Here is a 16,258-nt window from a genome sequence, read left to right as displayed (position 1 = left end):
AACTTCCCCCAGTATAGTCCGGCGCCTGCCGGGCTTCCGGCCATGCGGCAGCAGGGCACAACTAATATAGCCCGTAAGGCCAACAAATGGATAAACTCCCGGTGAACCGGCAGTTAGTCGAGCACCAGCCCCTTGCCCAGCCCGCGGGTCAGCCGCACGGGCCTGATCTCGCCAAAGCCGCGGACGTTCTCCGGCGGCTGGGGAACCAGCACGAAACGCTCGTCGTGCTCAAGGGCGGAAGCGGTCATGGAGTCCACGAGCACGGTGCCGGGATCTGCGAGGGTTGTCAGGCGTGCGGCAAGGTTGACGGTGGGCCCGTAGATGTCGCCGAGCCGGGACAGGATCCGGCCCCAGACCATGGCCACCCGGGCCTCGGGAAGGATCTCATCCTCCGTGAACGCCTGGGCGAGGGCCAGCGAGATTTCTGCGCCGGCGGCAGGTGTTTCGGCGATGTACAGGACTTCGTCCCCCACCGTCTTCACCAGCCGGCCGCCGCCGACGGAGATGATCTCGGCGCACTTGTTCTCAAACCGCTGGACCAGGCGCGCCAGGGTCTTCTCGTTCATCCGGCGGGACAGGCTGGTGTAGGAAACGAGGTCGGCGAAGCCAACGGCACGGGCCAGCGGCAGCGGCGCGTCATCCTCGTCACCCTCCCGGCCCTCTTCGCTGGCCTGCAGGCCGGCCTCGGCGCGCACGGCGAGCCGCTGGACGCCGGCGTTGAGCTGGCGCCGCCAGGAGTAGACCAGCACTTCCTCAAGGGCGTCCACCAGGGCGGGAAGTTCGTTGACCAGCCGTTTACGGGCCACTGCGTCGGTGACGCCCTGTTCGTGGACCATGTCCTCCACGAGCGCCTCGATCTGCCACACCACCATCCGGTCCGTCATCTGGCCGATGGCCCGGGTGACGGAAATGGCGGCTTCCTCGGTGAGCTTGCCGGCGCGGACCAGGTCCACGACGGTGGACAGGGCCGCCTGGTCACGTTCGGTGAAGGCGACGTCCTCGTCGCCGAAGTTCGGAAAGCCGAGGGCGCGCCAAAGCTTGCGTGCGGACAGCAGGGACAGCCCGGCGCCGGCGGCCACTTCACGGCGGCGGAGCTTGCGTTCCCCGCCCAGCAGCCGGGCTTCGAGCGCCTTCATGGCGAGTCGCTCCGCGGACATGGTGCCGGTGGCCGGGTTCGGGTCCGTGGCGGGCGGCAGCGTTATGGGTTCGACGCGTTCCTGCTGGTCCTCATCGGTCATCCCGTCCACCTTCATCTCATGTCCCACGGCAAAGCTTCGGCGGGGTAGTGCGTTGCGCCGCCCGGCTGGGCATCACCTTCGTCCGGCAATTCCCCGATGGCATCGAGGATGAATTCCCTGAACCGGGCAACCTCCGGCACGTCCTGAAATGTGACCACGCCCTGGTACCCGGTTTCCAAGGATATATTCCCCGAGCGAAGGAGGCGTTGCAGCACCGTTTCGTGGACGGTCAGGTTGCGGATCCAGGCCAGGTCCACCTGCTGGTCACGCCGCTTGAGCCGGCCGTACCTTGCCACCATCCTGCGGCTGGTCAGGGTGTAGCGCGTGCCGTGCCAGCGCAGCAGGCGGGGCAGGCAATAGCCCAGCCACACCCAGGCCACGGCACCGGCGCAGGCAGCCACCAGCCAGGGAGTCCACTGGGGAGTGAGGAACGGCACATAACGGCGGGCCTCGCCCCGGATAATCCAGGCGGAAGCAAACGCGGCAAGCGCGGGTGACACAACGAAGGCGAGCGCGGCTCCTGCCAGCTTCCTCGGCTGCGGGCGTGTGGTGACAATCACCTGCTCGCCCGGTGCGAGGTCTTTACGCATAGCCGCCTTGGCCGGCGTCGCCAGGGGACGTCCAGGGGCGCAGGTGCACCACGTCCCCGGCGGTCACCACGTGCTCCCGGGAGTCCTTGTCCACCACCAGCAGCGAGCCGTAGTCGTCCAGCCGCGAGGCATGCCCGATGATTTCGTGGTCTCCGGGCAGCTGCGCCCTGACCTGCTTGCCCAGGGTGGCCATCACGGCTTCCACGCGCTTGTGCAGGGACGGCCCGCCGGCCATTCCCGCCGCCGGATCGCCGTCGGCATTGCAGAAACTGCGGTACAGCACAGCGAAATGCGACAGGTAGCTTTTCAGGAGCAGGGTCCGGTCCGTGGTGCGGGCACCTTCCAGGGCAACGGAGGTGGCAGTGGGAACCGGCAGCTCGCCCTCGCGCAGTGTGACGTTCAGGCCCGTACCGAGGATGACCGGCGGCACCGACCCGTCCCCCATGGGACCAAGCTGGGCCAGGATGCCCGCGATCTTGCGGCCCCGGACCAGGACGTCGTTGGGCCACTTGAGTTCGGCGGGAAGGCCGGCGGTTTCCAGCAGGGTCTCCCGCAGGGCAAGCGCGGCGATGAGCGAGAGCCAGGAATAGCTGTGCGTGGGAAGCGGCCTGCCGTCGGCATTGACGGGCCGCAGGACCACCGACACGGAGATGGAACTCAGCGGCGGCGCCTCCCAATGCCTGTCCAGGCGTCCCCTGGCCGCTGTCTGGTATTCCGCGGTCAGGACCGACATGTCCGGCCAGGCCTGGGGTTCCACGGTGACTGCCCGGAGGAGGTCCGCGTTGGTGGAACCCGTGGAGTCAACCACCTCCATCCGGGGAATCCCGGTGGCGGACAGGAAGCGCTGGTCATCCAGGTCCCAGCGGTTGAGGGGGGTGCCCGGGTTATGCGCGTCATCCATGCCTAAATCCTAGCGAGCCAAACGCGCCCGGGAGCAGCGCGGCGCAAACGTCCGCGGCGCGCGCCACGTCCGCTGGACCAGCCCGGCGGCTAGAGGAAGATATCCGGAACCAGCTGGTCCTCGGGCGCGCCGAGGCTGTAGGGGCTGAAATCGCTGACCCCCGCGGCCGCCAGGACCTCCTCATCCGTGTAGAAATTGCCGCTCGGCGAGCCACCTGCGCCCAGGCTGCCGCCGGTGAGGATGGCGTGGGCGGCGTCCGCCATGATGGCCGGTCCCCGGGCTGCCTGGACCATCACTTCGCCGTGGGGCATGTTCCGGATGGCGGCTGTGTCTATGAGTGTGCAGGGCCAGAGCGAATTCACCCGGATCCCGTCGCCCTTCAGCTCTTCGGCAAGCCCCAGGGTGGTAAGGCTCATGCCGTACTTGGCCATGGTGTAGGCCAGGTGTTTACCTGCCCAGAAGGGGTTGAGGTTCAGGGGCGGCGAAAGGGTGAGGATCTGGCCCTGCCCAGACGCACGCAGCGCCGGCAGCGCCAGCTTGGAGAGCAGGAACGTGCCGCGGACGTTGATGTCCTGCATGAGGTCGTACTTTTTCATGTCCACGTCATCAGTCCGCGAAAGGTCGATGGCGGAGGCGTTGTTAATGACGACGTCGATGCCGCCAAACCTTTCGACGGCGGCCGCAACCGCACGGGCAACATCCTCGTCGCGGCGCACGTCCCCCACCAGGGGCAGGGCCTGGCCGCCTGCCGCCTCCAGCTCCCGGGCAGCCGTGTGGACCGTGCCGGCGAGCTTTGGGTGCGGTTCCCCGGTCTTCGCCATCAGGACGATATTGGCGCCGTCCCGGGCGGCGCGGACGGCGATGGCGAGGCCAATGCCGCGGCTTCCGCCGGAGATGAGGACCGTCTGTCCCTGAAGCGAACCCGAAGCGCGATAGGGGCTTGGGATGGCATGCGCAGCGTCATTGCTCGAAGTCATCTGCCTACTGTAACCCAGTCAAGTTACCGGTGAGTAACATAGTGGTGCGGCTGGAGGCACGGCAGAAAATTGTAGGTTCCCTACAGCTGCGGGCGCACAAAGCGTCACTAGACTTTCCTGCAGGGTTCGTCCTTTGTGTGGAAGCTACTTAAGCTCCGCCCCGGCGCAGCCCGCCAGAGACCAGAGCGCCACGAAACAAAATCTGCAACAGAGCCGGAGATACCTGATGAGCCACGATCTGACCACGACAGCGGGAAAGATAGCCGATTTCCGCGACCGCCAGGCCCGTGCCGAACAGCCCTCCGGCCCCGAAGCCATCGAGAAGCAGCACGCACGCGGCAAGAACACGGCCCGCGAACGCATCGGCCTCCTGCTGGACGAGGACTCGTTCGTGGAGTTCGACGCGCTGGCCGTGCACCGCTCCACGGCATTCGGCATGGAGAAGAAGAAGCCCCTGGGCGACGGCCTGGTGTCGGGCTACGGCACCGTGGACGGCCGCCTCGTGGCCGTCTACAGCCAGGATTTCTCCGTCTACGGCGGCTCCCTGAGCCAGGTCAACGGCGAAAAGATCGTCAAGGTGCAGGAGTTCGCCCTGCGGAACGGCTGCCCCGTGGTGGGCATCCTGGACGGCGGCGGCGCCCGCATCCAGGAAGGCGTCGCCTCGCTGGCCATGTTCGCGGACATCTTCCGCAACAACGTCCACGCCTCGGGCGTTGTCCCGCAGATCTCGATGATCATGGGGCCCTCCGCCGGCGGCGCGGCCTACTCCCCCGCCCTCACGGACTACGTGGTGATGGTGGACAAGACCTCGCACATGTTCATCACCGGCCCCGACGTCATCAAGACGGTCACGGGCGAAGACGTGGACATGGAGACCCTGGGCGGCGCCCGCCAGCACAACGCCACCACCGGCACCTCCACCTACCTGGCCTCGGACGAAAGCGATGCGATCGAGTTCGTCCGTGAGCTGCTGGACTTCCTGCCCTCCAACAACCTTTCCGAGGCCCCGGTGGCGGACCACCAGCAGGAGCTGGAGATCGACGACGACGACCTCGCCCTCGACACGCTGGTCCCGGACTCCGCCAACCAGCCCTACGACATGCGCACCGTGATCGAGCAGATCGTGGACGACGGCCACTTCCTGGAAATGCAGGCACTCTACGCACCGAACGTCATGATCGGCTACGGCCGGGTTGAAGGCCACACGGTGGGCATCGTTGCCAACCAGCCGCTGCAGTTCGCCGGAACGCTGGACATCGCGGCCTCGGAGAAGGCGGCCCGCTTTGTCCGCCACTGCGACGCCTTCAACATCCCGATCATCACCCTCGTGGACGTCCCGGGCTTCCTCCCCGGCAAGGACCAGGAATTCCAGGGCATCATCCGGCGCGGCGCCAAGCTGCTCTACGCCTACGCCGAGGCCACCGTTCCCAAGCTCACCGTCATCACCCGCAAGGCCTACGGCGGCGCCTACATCGTGATGGGCTCCAAGAAGCTCGGCGCCGACCTGAACCTTGCCTGGCCCACCGCCCAGATCGGCGTGATGGGCGCCCAGGGCGCCGTCAACATCCTTTACCGCCGCGACCTCGCCGCGGTCGCGGAGGCGGGCGGCGACGTGGAGGCGCGCCGGGCCGAGGTCATCCGGCAGTACGAGGAGGAACTCCTCAACCCGTACCAGGCGGCCGAGCTCGGCTACGTCGACGCCGTCATCGCACCCTCCGATACGCGGGTGCAGATTATCAAGGGGCTCCGCGCGCTGCGTGACAAACGCGCCAGCCTCCCCGCCAAGAAGCACGGAAACATCCCGCTGTGAACAGGGAGAACCCGGTGGTTGAGCCTGTCGAAACCCCTGAACCGCCCGCCGCGCCCCTGTTTTCGGTGGTCAAGGGCCAGCCGGACGCCGAGGAACTGGCGGCGCTGACCGCCGTCGTCCTCGCCCTCGGGGGATCGGCACCTGCTCCGGCGCGCACGCCCTCGGTCCGGCACTGGGTGCGGCGGCAGCAGCTGCGGCTCGCTCCGACGCCGGGGCCCGGCGCCTGGAAACGCAGCCGGGGCTGATCGGCCCGCGGCACTGCCAACCCGGTGCTTTGCTAAGCCCCGGACCCCCGTTAGTCTCGGGAGGTGACTACCGAGACCGCTCCTGCCGCCCGTCCGCAGACCCGCATTGATGCCGTGGCGGATGCCTACACCGACACGCTCGTCAGCCTGAACCCGTCGCTGGCCACCACCCTGGGCGTACCGGGGCATGAGACGGAATTCCAGGACTTCTCGCCCGCAGGGATCGCGGGATTCGCGGAGGCAGCCCGGAAGGCCCTGTCCGACCTGGAAGGCCTGGAGCCCCAGGATGAGGTGGACACCGTCACGCTGGACGCGATGCAGGAGCGGCTCGGCCTGCAGCTTCTGATCCACGCGTCCGGCTGGGACTACGCCGACCTTAACAACATCGCCTCGCCCGCCCAGGACATCCGGTCCATTTTCGACCTGATGCCCACGGCGACGGAACAGGACTGGGCGAACATCGCCGGCCGCGCGCACAACGTGCCCGGCGCCATCGAGGGCTACATCGAATCCCTGCGGTCCGCCCGCGACGCCGGCCGGGTCGCCGCCGCCCGCCAGGTGAAGATCGTTATCGACCAGGCCACCAGGTACGCAGCGGCCGACGGCTTCTTCGCCAAGCTTGCCGGCGGCGCCGCCACGGCAGCCGGCCCGCTGGGAACTGAGGTGCGGCAAAAGCTCGACGCCGGTTCGACCGCCGCCCGCGGCGCCTACATCCGGCTCGTAGAATTCCTCCGCGATGAACTGCTTCCTGCCGCCCCGCAAAAAGACGCCGTTGGCCGGGCACGCTATGCCCTCGCCTCCAGGGCCTTCCTCGGCGCCGTCGTGGACCTGGACGAAACGTATGCCTGGGGCGTGCAGGAACTGGACCGCATCATCGCCGAGCAGGAAGAAGTGGCCGCCGCCATCAAGCCGGGTGCGGGCATTGCCGAGGCGAAGGAGATCCTCAACAGCGACCCTGCCCGCCGGCTCAAAGGCACTGAGGCGCTGAGGGAATGGATGCAGGAGCTCTCGGACAAGGCGGTGGCCGAACTCGCCGGCGTGCACTTCGACATTCCGGACGTCATGAAGAAGCTGGAGTGCCTGATCGCACCCACGGACGAGGGCGGCATCTACTACACCGGCCCTTCCGATGACTTCAGCAGGCCCGGCCGGATGTGGTGGTCGGTGCCGGCCGGCGAGGACTCCTTCACCACCTGGGCTGAAACCACCACCGTCTACCACGAGGGCGTTCCGGGCCACCACCTCCAGGTCGCCACTGCCACCTACCGGCGTGAACTGCTGAACAAATGGCGGCGCAACATCTGCTGGACATCCGGCCATGGCGAAGGGTGGGCACTCTACGCGGAACGGCTGATGCAGGAACTGGGCTACCTCAACGATCCCGGCGACCACATGGGGATGCTGGACATGCAGCGGATGCGCGCGGCACGCGTGGTGTTCGACATCGGCGTCCACCTGGAACTGGCCATGCCGGCACGCTGGGGGTCGGGGACCTGGACACCGGAGAAGGGGTACGGCTTCCTGAAGCAGAACCTGGCCATCAGCGAGGGACAACTCGACTTCGAGTTCGCCCGGTACCTTGGCTGGCCGGGCCAGGCCCCCTCCTACAAGGTGGGGCAGCGGCTCTGGGAGCAGATCCGCGCCGAGCTGGAGGCCCGCCCGGGATTCAACCTTAAGGACTTCCACACCCGTGCCCTGAATGTCGGTTCCGTGGGACTGGACACCCTGAGGCGCGCCCTGCTCACCGGTGATTGAGCTTGTCGGAATCCGGTGCCGGAGGAGATATATGCCACATCCCGGCCGGGAATAAGTAACAATACGCCTCTAAACCCCTGATTTTGCGCGGAAGATGAGACACGCAAGCAAAAGATGGCGCGTAATATTTCTCAACATGCTTTAGACGTGGTATGTGCGGTGGACCTAGCGTATTCGGGTGAGCACATCGACCCGCCCCTCAGATACCGCAGGAAAGACCGGCTTCCAGCTCCCCAAGTGGGCTGGTTCATTCGGCTTCCAGATCATCGCCGCCCTCATCGTCGGCCTCGGACTCGGCCTGCTGGCCAAGTACACCGGCAGCACCAAGGCCGCTCCCAACGGCCTGGGCGCCACGCTGCAGACCATTGGCTCAAGCTATGTCTCCCTGCTGCAGACCGCCGTCGTTCCACTGATCTTCACCGCAGTCGTCAGCTCCATCTCCAACCTGCGCCAGGTGTCCAACGCCGCGAAGCTCGCGTGGAACACCCTGCTCTGGTTCGCCATCACCTCGCTGATTGCCGTGCTGATCGGCATCGGCCTGGGCGTGCTCCTGCAGCCGGGCGCCAACACCGGGATCACCGAGGAGGCGAAGTACTCCGGCAAGTCGGGTGACTGGTGGTCCTTCCTCATCGGGCTGTTCCCCAAGAACTTCCTGGGCCTGGGGGCCACCTCCACGGTGGCTGAATCCGGCGCCGTTACCACGTCCGTCAGCTTCAACGTCCTGCAGATCCTGGTGATCGCGATCGCCGTCGGCGTGGCCGCGCTCAAGGTGGGCAAGGCGGCAGAACCCTTCCTGAACCTGAACGCCTCCGCCCTGGCCGTGATCCAGAAGGTGCTGTGGTGGATCATCCGCATCGCTCCCCTGGGCACCGTCGGACTCATCGGCAACGCCGTCGCCGTCTACGGCTGGGACACCATCGGCTCGCTGGGCAAATTCACCGCCGCCATCTACCTGGGCCTGGCCCTGGTGCTCTTCGTGGTGTACCCCGTCCTGGTCCGCACCCACGGGCTCTCCATCAAGCAGTATTTCTCGGGTGTCTGGCCGGCAGTCCAGCTCGCCTTCGTGTCCCGTTCCTCCGTAGGCACCCTGCCGCTGACGCAGCGGGTCACCGAGCGCAGCCTGGGCGTCCCCCGCGGCTACGCCTCCTTCGCCGTGCCGCTGGGCGCCACCACCAAGATGGACGGCTGCGCCGCCATTTACCCGGCCATCGCCGCCATCTTCGTGGCGCAGTTCTTTGGCATCCAGCTCGACTTCAGCCAGTACCTGCTGATCGCCCTGGTTTCCGTCCTGGGCTCGGCGGCCACTGCCGGAACCACCGGCGCCGTGGTGATGCTGACGCTGACCCTTTCCACGCTGGGACTGCCGCTGGCCGGCGTCGGCCTCCTGCTGGCCATCGACCCCATCCTGGACATGGGCCGCACCGCGGTGAACGTGGCAGGCCAGGCGCTGGTTCCCACCATCGTGGCCAAGCGCCAGGGCATCCTGGACGAGGCGCTGTACAACGCGCCGCGCAACGGCACCCCGTTCGTGGATGACAGCGACGCCGCCGCTCCGTCCGCCGGCACCCCGTCTGACGGAACCAGCACGGACACCGCTCCGCGCGAGCTGCAGGGTGCCAAGGCCTAAGCGCCGGGTGTGATCAAAGGAAGTCCCCGGGAAGAAGAATCCCCGGGGACTTCCTTTTTGCTATGCCGTTCCCGTCATGCCCTGCCGGGCTCCCGGTCAGTGCCTGCCGCCGCCGATCACACCGCTTTCCACGGCTTTGGTGACGGCGTCGGCTTCGGCCTGGGTCAGCTTGCCGTCCGCCACGGCCTGGTCCAGCCGCGACTTCAGCGCCGCGGCCCTCTCCGCCTGCTTCTCGCTGCGCAGCTCCTCCAGCGCGGCGGTCACCTTGGACTCTTCGATGCCCAGTGCTTCCGCCAGGGATGTGGCCAGGGCCGCGTCCCGGGCGGCAGCGTCAGGCTTCTCCCCGTCCGCCGGCGGCGTGGAAGGCTTGTTGGCTTCGCGGAAGGCCTGAAGCGCCTCCGTCACCCTGGCCTCCTCCACGCCAAGCTTTTCGGCCAGGGCGGAAGCCTGCGCGACGCCGCGCTCACCGCCCCGGCCGCCGTGCTTGCCCATGCCGCCGCCGGTGCTGCCGTCCGGAGTGGCGCTGGAACTCACGCTGGGGCTGGGCGCGGGCGTGGTTGTTGCGGAGGCCATGCCGGCCACTCCGATGCCGGCGCCAAGAGCCAGCGCCGTGGCTGACAAGCCTAGGGTCATTTTCTTCGTGCGTGACATTTCTTGTCTCCTGGATCCGCCGTCGTGGGACGGCTGCTGTGTTCGCCTCATTCAGGCATACCAAGCATCGGAAAGCAGGTTCTGTGCAGGCTGTCGGCAACCTTTCATTCAGCTGTGAAAGTAAGTTGCCCGGAGTGCAAACTTGCACGTAGTGTAAGAACATGACTGCTGCCACTCCGACAACCGCTGAACCGGGCGCACCTCCGTCCCGGCGGGAACTCAACAAGGCCGCAACGCGCCAGGCGATCACCGACGCCGCGCTTGGCCTCCTGCGCGCCAACGGTCCGGGCAATTTCACCGCCGAAGACATCGCCGAGGCCGCCGGAATCTCGCGGCGAACGTTCTTCAACTACTTCAGCAGCACGGACGCCGCCCTCGCCTCCATCACGCACGCCTTCCTGGACAACGCCATCCAGCAGCTGAGGCTGCGGCCCGCGGACGAACCCGTCCTTGATTCAGCCCAGGCGGCCCTGATGGCCCTCGCGGATCCGAAGGCCATCGCACCCCTTGCCGAGCTGTTCACGCTGACCCAGCAGAGCCCACTCATGTCGCACACCGAGCTTGAGGCCTGGGACCACTGCAGGGCGCAGGTCTTCGCCATCACCCGCGAGCGGGTGGGTGGCCGGCGCGGCGGGCAGGATGACCTGTACATCCACGCTCTTGCGGGCTCCGTCATCTCCTGCGGCAAGGCGGCTTTGGAGGTCTGGTTCAGCCGCCGCGGCCCGGACCTCTCCCCCGCGTCCCTCGCCGAGCTGCGCCAGCTGCTCATCGATGCCATGGCCCTGCTGGGCGCCGGCTTCAACGCTTCCCCGTCAGACTCCCGTTCCTCCTGATCAGATCGGTTCCCTCATGGCACTGTTCCTCTACCGCCTTGGCAAGTTCTCCTACCGCCGGCGCTGGCTGGTCATCGCATTGTGGCTGGCCGCCTTGGTGGCTGTCGGCGGTTCAGCCGCGGCCTTCCACGGCACCCTTTCCAACAACTTCCAGATCCCCGGCACGGAAACCCAGCGGATCGCGGACAAGCTGAAAGAGGACCTGCCCTCGGCCTCCGGCGGCTCCGCCACTATTGTCTTTGAAGCCCCGGAGGGCGGCTTCACGGACGAGGGCCGGGCCGCCGTCACCGGCGTGCTGCAGAAGCTCGAGACCCTGCCGGACGTCCGCGGGACCGTGGACCCCTTCGCCACACAGGCCCAGGTGGACCAGGCAGGACAGGCCATCTCCGACGGCCAGCAGCAGCTCGCCGCCGGGCAGGCGCAGCTGGACGCCTCCCGCGCCACACTCGAGGCCGGCAAGGCACAGCTCGCGGCGGCCGAGCAGCAGTTGGCCGCGGCTGGCGCCCCCGCAGCCCTGGTGGAAGCCCAGCTGGGGCAGCAGAAAGCGGAGCTGGCGGCGGGCGAGGCCCGGCTGCAGGCCGGCCAGCAGGAGCTTGATGCAAACAAGGCGAAGCTGGAACTGGGCAAGCGCCAGGCCGAGGCATCGTCCGCCATCCGGTTCGTGTCCGGGGACGGCCGGGCCGCCGTCGCGCAAGTGCAGTTCAACACCTCCATCAACGGGCTGAGCCCCGAAACCCGGCAGCAGGTGCAGGACATCGCCCACGAGACGTCCGCCGCCGGCGTCACCGCACTGGCCAGCAAGGAAATCACCGAGGATATCTCCGAACTCTTCGGCGCCGCCGAGATCATCGGCATCGCCGTGGCGGCCCTGGTGCTGATCATCATGCTCGGAACGCTGGTGGCGGCCGGCCTGCCCCTGCTTATGGCCGTGGTGGGCGTTGGCGTCGGCGTCGGCACCACCTTCGCGCTGTCCGGCCTCTTCGACATGAGCTCCATCTCGCCCATGCTGGCCCTCATGCTTGGCCTGGCCGTGGGCATCGACTACTCGCTGTTCATCGTGAACCGGCACCGTACCCAGCTCCTGGCCGGGATGGACCCCGAGGAGTCGGTGGCACGCGCCACGGGCACGTCCGGCAACGCCGTGGTGTTTGCCGGGCTTACGGTCATCATCGCCCTCGCAGCCCTGGTGGTTCCCGGGCTGCCGTTCCTCACGGTGATGGGCCTCGCGGCCGCCGGCACCGTAGCGGTCGCTGTCCTCGTGGCCATCACCCTCACCCCGGCCATGCTGTCCCTGATAGGCCGCCGGATCATTTCCCGGCGGGCCTGGGCCAAGGCAGAGGCCCATAACGCCGAGCCCGGGCACGAAGCAGCGGACGAGGCGGCCGACCGTGAACGCAGCACGCACGGCTGGGGCGGCCTGGTCACCCGGCATCCGGTGCTGGCACTGCTCGCCGGCGTGCTCCTGCTGGGAACCCTTGCCCTGCCCGCTGCGCAGCTGCAGCTTGCCCTGCCCGACGGCGGTTCGGAGCCCGTGGAGTCCGAGGCCTACCAGGCCTACGACCTGACGGCCCGGAGCTTCGGCGAAGGCGTCACCGGCCCCATCGTGGCCGTGGGCGAGTTCCCCGCCAACCTTGACGAGGCCCAGGCGCAGGCCCTGCAGTTCGACGTCGCGGACAAACTGCGCGAGGTCGAGAACGTGGTGGCCGCCGTGCCCGTCGCGCTCAGCGAGGACCGCCGGACGGCCGTCTTCCAGGTCATCCCCGAGGAAGGCCCCGCCAGCGCAAGCACCGTCAAGGTGGTTTCCGAACTGCGCGGCCTGAACGATGAGATCCAGGCGGAGTACGACGTGGCCATGGGCCTGACCGGCCAGACCGCCGGCAACATCGACGTCTCCACCAAGCTCGGCGAGGCCCTGCCGCCCTACCTGGCAATCGTCGTCGGACTGTCCCTGATCCTGCTGCTGCTCGTGTTCCGCTCCATCGTGGTGCCGCTGCTCGCCACCGGCGGGTTCCTGCTCTCCCTCGCCGCGGCCTTCGGCGCAGTGGTGGCCGTGTACCAGTGGGGGTGGCTGGGAAGCGTGTTCGACGTGGCCAACCCCGGGGCGGTCCTGAGCTTCCTGCCCATCATCCTGATCGGTGTCCTGTTCGGCCTGGCGATGGACTACCAGGTGTTCATCGCATCCGGCATGCGCGAGGCCTACATGCACGGCTCATCCGCGAAGGAGGCAGTGCGGGTGGGATTCCGGCACGCCGCAGCGGTGGTCACGGCCGCCGCGATCATCATGGTGAGCGTGTTCGCCGGCTTCATTTTCAGCCACCTCACCATGGTGCGGCCGCTCGGCTTTGCCATGGCCTTCGGTGTACTCCTCGACGCCTTCGTGGTCCGCATGACCATCGTCCCGGCGGTCATGTACCTGCTGGGCGAAAAGTCCTGGTGGCTGCCCCGCTGGCTGGACCGGATCCTGCCGGACGTGGACGTTGAGGGGGCCAAACTGGTGAAGCCGGGCAGCGGCCACCCCAAGCACGCCAAAGCGGCCGAGCCGGTCCACTAGGCTTTATCCGTGGTCCGCCTGATTCTCGCCTCCCAGTCCCCCGCCCGCACCAAGCTCCTGGCCGAGGCCGGCATCCAGCATTCCGTCCTGGTCTCCGACGTGGACGAGGCCGCCGTCCAGGCCCGCTACGGCGTCACCGACCCGCACGATACGGCCTTGCTGCTGGCCCGGGCCAAGGCCGAAGCCGTGGCGGCGCTGCCCGAAGCCGAGGGGGCCTTGGTCCTCGGCTGCGACTCGGTCTTCGAGTTTGACGGCGAGGCACACGGCAAGCCATACACGGCGGACATCGCGCGCGAGCGGATGCTCCGGATGAGCGGCAACGCGGGGGTCCTGCATACCGGGCACTGGCTGGTGGACTGCCGGGACACGGACGGGGACGACGACGGCGGGGAGCCCGGCTCGGGTGCCACGCTGGGGGCGGTTGCCTCCGCGGCAGTCGCCTTCATGGAGATGGATCCTGAGGAGATCGAGGCATACATCGCCACCGGCGAGCCCCTGCACTGCGCGGGTTCGTTCACCATTGACGGCCTGGGCGGGGCGTTCATCCGCAAGGTGGACGGGGACCCGCACGCCGTCGTCGGGCTGTCCGTATCCACGCTCCGGGGCCTGCTCGCCTCCGCGAACGTCCGCATCACCGATCTCTGGCCCGCGCCATAAACCATCACCAATTCGAAGCATCTTGTAGCTTCCCTACAAAGCCGTCCCGGTTTACACGCGGATTCCGCAAGTAATATCGGCGAAACCTCCAAAAGCGCGCTAGGGTTCCTGAAGGAAAGAAGGAGACGCCTTGTCAGCAAATTTGGAGCAGTCCGCAGGAACCACGCAGTCGACCCTCACAAAGGTGCTGATCGCAAACCGCGGAGAAATCGCCGTCCGCATCATCCGCGCCGCCCGCGATGAAGGCATCGCGTCCGTGGCCGTGTATGCCGACCCGGACCGCGATGCCCTGCACGTCCGCCTCGCTGACGAGGCCTATGCCCTGGGCGGCAACACCGCGGCCGAGTCCTACCTGGTGATGGACAAGATCATTGACGCCGCCCGGCAGTCCGGCGCGGACGCCATCCACCCCGGCTACGGTTTCCTGGCCGAAAACGCCCAGTTCGCCGCGCGCGTGATCGAAGCGGGCATCACCTGGATCGGGCCGTCCCCGGAGGCCATCTCCGCCCTCGGCGACAAGGTCCAGGCCCGGCACATCGCCGAAAAGGTTGGCGCTCCCCTGGTTCCCGGCACCGCCGATCCCGTGGAATCCGCCGAAGAGATCCTGGCCTTCGTGGACCGGCACGGACTTCCCGTGGCCATCAAGGCGGCCTTCGGCGGCGGCGGCCGCGGCATCAAGGTGGCTCGTACCCGCGAGGAGATCCCCGAACTCTACGAGTCAGCAGTCCGCGAAGCCACTGCCGCCTTCGGCCGTGGCGAGTGCTTCATTGAGCGCTTCCTCGACGCGCCCCGCCACGTTGAGACCCAGTGCCTTGCCGACGCCCACGGCAACGTAGTGGTGGTTTCCACCCGCGACTGCTCGCTGCAGCGCCGCAACCAGAAACTCGTGGAGGAAGCGCCTGCCCCGTTCCTGACGGAGGACCAGAACCGCCGGCTCTACGAATCCTCCAAGGCGATCCTCAAGGAAGCCGGCTACCTCGGCGCCGGAACCTGTGAGTTCCTGGTTGGCCAGGACGGCACCATCTCCTTCCTCGAAGTGAACACCCGGCTCCAGGTGGAGCACTGCGTCTCCGAAGAGGTCACCGGCATCGACCTGGTCCGCGAGCAGTTCCGGCTGGCCCGCGGCGAGGAGCTCGGCTACGGCGACCCCGAGGTCCGCGGCCACTCGTTCGAGTTCCGCATCACCGGCGAAGACCCGGGCCGCAACTTCATGCCCGCCCCGGGAACCGTGCGCGTTTTGAAGAACCCCACCGGCCCCGGCGTCCGCATCGATTCCGGCATCGAACAGGGTGACGTGATCAGCGGCAACTTCGACTCCATGCTGTCCAAGCTGATTGTCACCGGCGCCAGCCGGCCGCAGGCCCTGCAGCGCGCCCGCCGGGCCCTGGAGGAGATGGTGGTGGAGGGCATCCCCACCGTCATCCCGTTCGACCTGGCAGTGGTTTCCGATCCCGCGTTCGCCCCGGCAGAGGGACCGTTCAAGGTCCACACCCGCTGGATCGAGACGGAATTCACCAACAACCTCCCGGCCTGGACCCCTGACGGCACCGCCGAGGGCGAAGCCGCGGAGGACCGCCAGCGGGTGGTGGTCGAGGTGGGCGGCAAGCGCCTCGAAGTTGTGCTGCCCGCGTCGCTGGCGTCGGCAGGCGCAGGAGCGGCGGTGGCATCCAAGCCTGCCAAGTCCAAGAAGCGGTCCCGCTCCGGCGGCCCGGCCGCCGCGACCGGCAACGCCCTCGCCTCCCCCATGCAGGGCACCATCGTGAAGGTGGCGGTGACCGACGGCGACATCGTGGTGGAGGGCGACCTGGTGGTGGTCCTGGAGGCCATGAAGATGGAACAGCCGCTGACCGCGCACCGCTCCGGCACCATCACGGGCCTCACGGCAGCAGCCGGCGAAACGGTCAGTGCCGGGGCCGTCATCGCCATCATCGAAGACTAGCCGCCGGAGGCAACCATGCTCGCACCCAGCTTTCAGGAAGAAGTGGACCGCTACCACGCCGCGGTTCCCGAGATCACCCGGGGCAACCCGGAACCCATCAAGGAGCTGTACTCGCGGCTCGACGACGTCACCCTGGCCAATCCCTTTGGCGGCATCGCCAGGGGCTGGGCGCAGGTGGAGGCACGGCTCGACCAGGCCGCACGGCAGTTCCAGGACGGCGAAATGCTCGGTTTCGACACCATCACGTCCTACAAGGCCAGCAACACGGCATTCCTGGTGGAAACCGAACACTTCCGTGCCCGCCTGGACGGCGCCGGCGTCGCCGAGGAGTTCGCGCTCCGGGTGACCAGCGTTTTCCGCCGCGAGGAAGGCTACTGGAAGCTGGTGCACCGGCACGCCGACCCGGCTGCCAGGCCGCAGTCGCGCCGCTCCCTGAGCCAGCCGGCCAGCGGCTGACAGCGGGCGCGCAGCAAGGCACACTTAG

Annotated in this window: 13 protein-coding genes and 1 pseudogene; 9 read left to right on the top strand and 5 right to left on the bottom strand. The window is 67.7% G+C overall.

The window, feature by feature from the left end:
• Positions 1–113: 113 nt before the first annotated feature.
• The 4 genes and pseudogenes from ACJJV6_RS14545 to ACJJV6_RS14530 form a co-directional block, all read right to left on the bottom strand.
• On the bottom strand, positions 114–1,238 hold the full coding sequence (locus ACJJV6_RS14545; RefSeq protein WP_133350094.1) for an adenylate/guanylate cyclase domain-containing protein: 1,125 nt from the start codon (positions 1,236–1,238) through the stop codon (positions 114–116).
• A pseudogene (locus ACJJV6_RS14540) lies at positions 1,228–1,828 on the bottom strand (PH domain-containing protein). Before ACJJV6_RS14540 ends, ACJJV6_RS14545 begins: the two are co-directional and overlap by 11 nt.
• The gene (locus ACJJV6_RS14535) at positions 1,821–2,729 is read right to left on the bottom strand and encodes a biotin--[acetyl-CoA-carboxylase] ligase (RefSeq protein ID WP_009356294.1); all 909 of its coding nucleotides are present in this window, start codon (positions 2,727–2,729) and stop codon (positions 1,821–1,823) included. The pseudogene ACJJV6_RS14540 and the gene ACJJV6_RS14535 overlap by 8 nt, the downstream one beginning before the upstream one ends.
• 89 nt (positions 2,730–2,818) lie before the next feature.
• Positions 2,819–3,706: an SDR family oxidoreductase gene (locus tag ACJJV6_RS14530; RefSeq protein WP_407709289.1), complete on the bottom strand. Its 888-nt coding sequence runs from the start codon at positions 3,704–3,706 to the stop codon at positions 2,819–2,821.
• 226 nt (positions 3,707–3,932) lie between these two features.
• On the opposite strand from ACJJV6_RS14530, the gene ACJJV6_RS14525 reads away from it, so the two are divergent.
• From ACJJV6_RS14525 to ACJJV6_RS14510, 4 genes are all read left to right on the top strand, one after another.
• Positions 3,933–5,516, top strand: a complete 1,584-nt coding sequence (locus ACJJV6_RS14525; protein WP_009356292.1) for an acyl-CoA carboxylase subunit beta — start codon at positions 3,933–3,935, stop codon at positions 5,514–5,516.
• Positions 5,513–5,761 carry an acyl-CoA carboxylase subunit epsilon gene (locus tag ACJJV6_RS14520; RefSeq protein ID WP_009356291.1) on the top strand — a complete coding sequence of 83 codons (249 nt, stop codon included), beginning with the start codon at positions 5,513–5,515 and terminating at the stop codon, positions 5,759–5,761. The genes ACJJV6_RS14525 and ACJJV6_RS14520 overlap by 4 nt, the downstream gene beginning before the upstream one ends.
• 63 nt (positions 5,762–5,824) lie before the next feature.
• Positions 5,825–7,516 carry a DUF885 domain-containing protein gene (locus ACJJV6_RS14515; RefSeq protein ID WP_407709288.1) on the top strand — a complete coding sequence of 564 codons (1,692 nt, stop codon included), beginning with the start codon at positions 5,825–5,827 and terminating at the stop codon, positions 7,514–7,516.
• Between the two features lie 178 nt (positions 7,517–7,694).
• Positions 7,695–9,143, top strand: a complete 1,449-nt coding sequence (locus ACJJV6_RS14510) for a dicarboxylate/amino acid:cation symporter (RefSeq protein WP_407709287.1) — start codon at positions 7,695–7,697, stop codon at positions 9,141–9,143.
• A gap of 96 nt (positions 9,144–9,239) precedes the next feature.
• Here the strand turns inward: ACJJV6_RS14510 and ACJJV6_RS14505 are convergent, their stop codons facing one another.
• Complete coding sequence (locus tag ACJJV6_RS14505) at positions 9,240–9,794, bottom strand: hypothetical protein (protein WP_035751576.1); 555 nt, start codon at positions 9,792–9,794, stop codon at positions 9,240–9,242.
• Between the two features lie 161 nt (positions 9,795–9,955).
• On the opposite strand from ACJJV6_RS14505, the gene ACJJV6_RS14500 reads away from it, so the two are divergent.
• The 5 genes from ACJJV6_RS14500 to ACJJV6_RS14480 all read left to right on the top strand — a co-directional run bounded on the left by ACJJV6_RS14500 (position 9,956) and on the right by ACJJV6_RS14480 (position 16,230).
• Positions 9,956–10,627: a TetR/AcrR family transcriptional regulator gene (locus tag ACJJV6_RS14500; protein ID WP_407709286.1), complete on the top strand. Its 672-nt coding sequence runs from the start codon at positions 9,956–9,958 to the stop codon at positions 10,625–10,627.
• Positions 10,628–10,643: 16 nt separating this feature from the next.
• Complete coding sequence (locus ACJJV6_RS14495; RefSeq protein ID WP_407709285.1) at positions 10,644–13,178, top strand: MMPL family transporter; 2,535 nt, start codon at positions 10,644–10,646, stop codon at positions 13,176–13,178.
• A 9-nt stretch (positions 13,179–13,187) separates the two neighbouring features.
• Entirely contained in the window at positions 13,188–13,835 is a 648-nt protein-coding gene (locus ACJJV6_RS14490) for a Maf family protein (RefSeq protein WP_407709284.1), read from the top strand.
• A gap of 130 nt (positions 13,836–13,965) precedes the next feature.
• On the top strand, positions 13,966–15,774 hold the full coding sequence (locus ACJJV6_RS14485) for a biotin carboxylase N-terminal domain-containing protein (RefSeq protein ID WP_133350112.1): 1,809 nt from the start codon (positions 13,966–13,968) through the stop codon (positions 15,772–15,774).
• 15 nt (positions 15,775–15,789) lie between these two features.
• Complete coding sequence (locus ACJJV6_RS14480) at positions 15,790–16,230, top strand: YybH family protein (protein WP_407709283.1); 441 nt, start codon at positions 15,790–15,792, stop codon at positions 16,228–16,230.
• Positions 16,231–16,258: the final 28 nt, after the last annotated feature.

It is taken from the genome of Arthrobacter nitrophenolicus (assembly GCF_045833485.1).
GTDB classification, from domain to species: domain Bacteria; phylum Actinomycetota; class Actinomycetes; order Actinomycetales; family Micrococcaceae; genus Arthrobacter; species Arthrobacter nitrophenolicus.
The sequence above is the reverse complement of the archived record's forward strand: the minus strand, read 5'-3'. Positions and strand labels throughout refer to the sequence as shown.

Excerpts from the sequence above, each read along its gene's own strand:
- ACJJV6_RS14530 (WP_407709289.1), bottom strand. The coding sequence starts at position 3,706 with ATGACTTCGAGCAATGACGCTGCGCATGCCATCCCAAGCCCCTATCGC.
- ACJJV6_RS14500 (WP_407709286.1), top strand. The coding sequence starts at position 9,956 with ATGACTGCTGCCACTCCGACAACCGCTGAACCGGGCGCACCTCCGTCC.
- ACJJV6_RS14535 (WP_009356294.1), bottom strand. The coding sequence starts at position 2,729 with ATGGATGACGCGCATAACCCGGGCACCCCCCTCAACCGCTGGGACCTG.
- ACJJV6_RS14525 (WP_009356292.1), top strand. The coding sequence starts at position 3,933 with ATGAGCCACGATCTGACCACGACAGCGGGAAAGATAGCCGATTTCCGC.
- ACJJV6_RS14545 (WP_133350094.1), bottom strand. The coding sequence starts at position 1,238 with ATGACCGATGAGGACCAGCAGGAACGCGTCGAACCCATAACGCTGCCG.
- ACJJV6_RS14505 (WP_035751576.1), bottom strand. The coding sequence starts at position 9,794 with ATGTCACGCACGAAGAAAATGACCCTAGGCTTGTCAGCCACGGCGCTG.
- ACJJV6_RS14495 (WP_407709285.1), top strand. The coding sequence starts at position 10,644 with ATGGCACTGTTCCTCTACCGCCTTGGCAAGTTCTCCTACCGCCGGCGC.
- ACJJV6_RS14480 (WP_407709283.1), top strand. The coding sequence starts at position 15,790 with ATGCTCGCACCCAGCTTTCAGGAAGAAGTGGACCGCTACCACGCCGCG.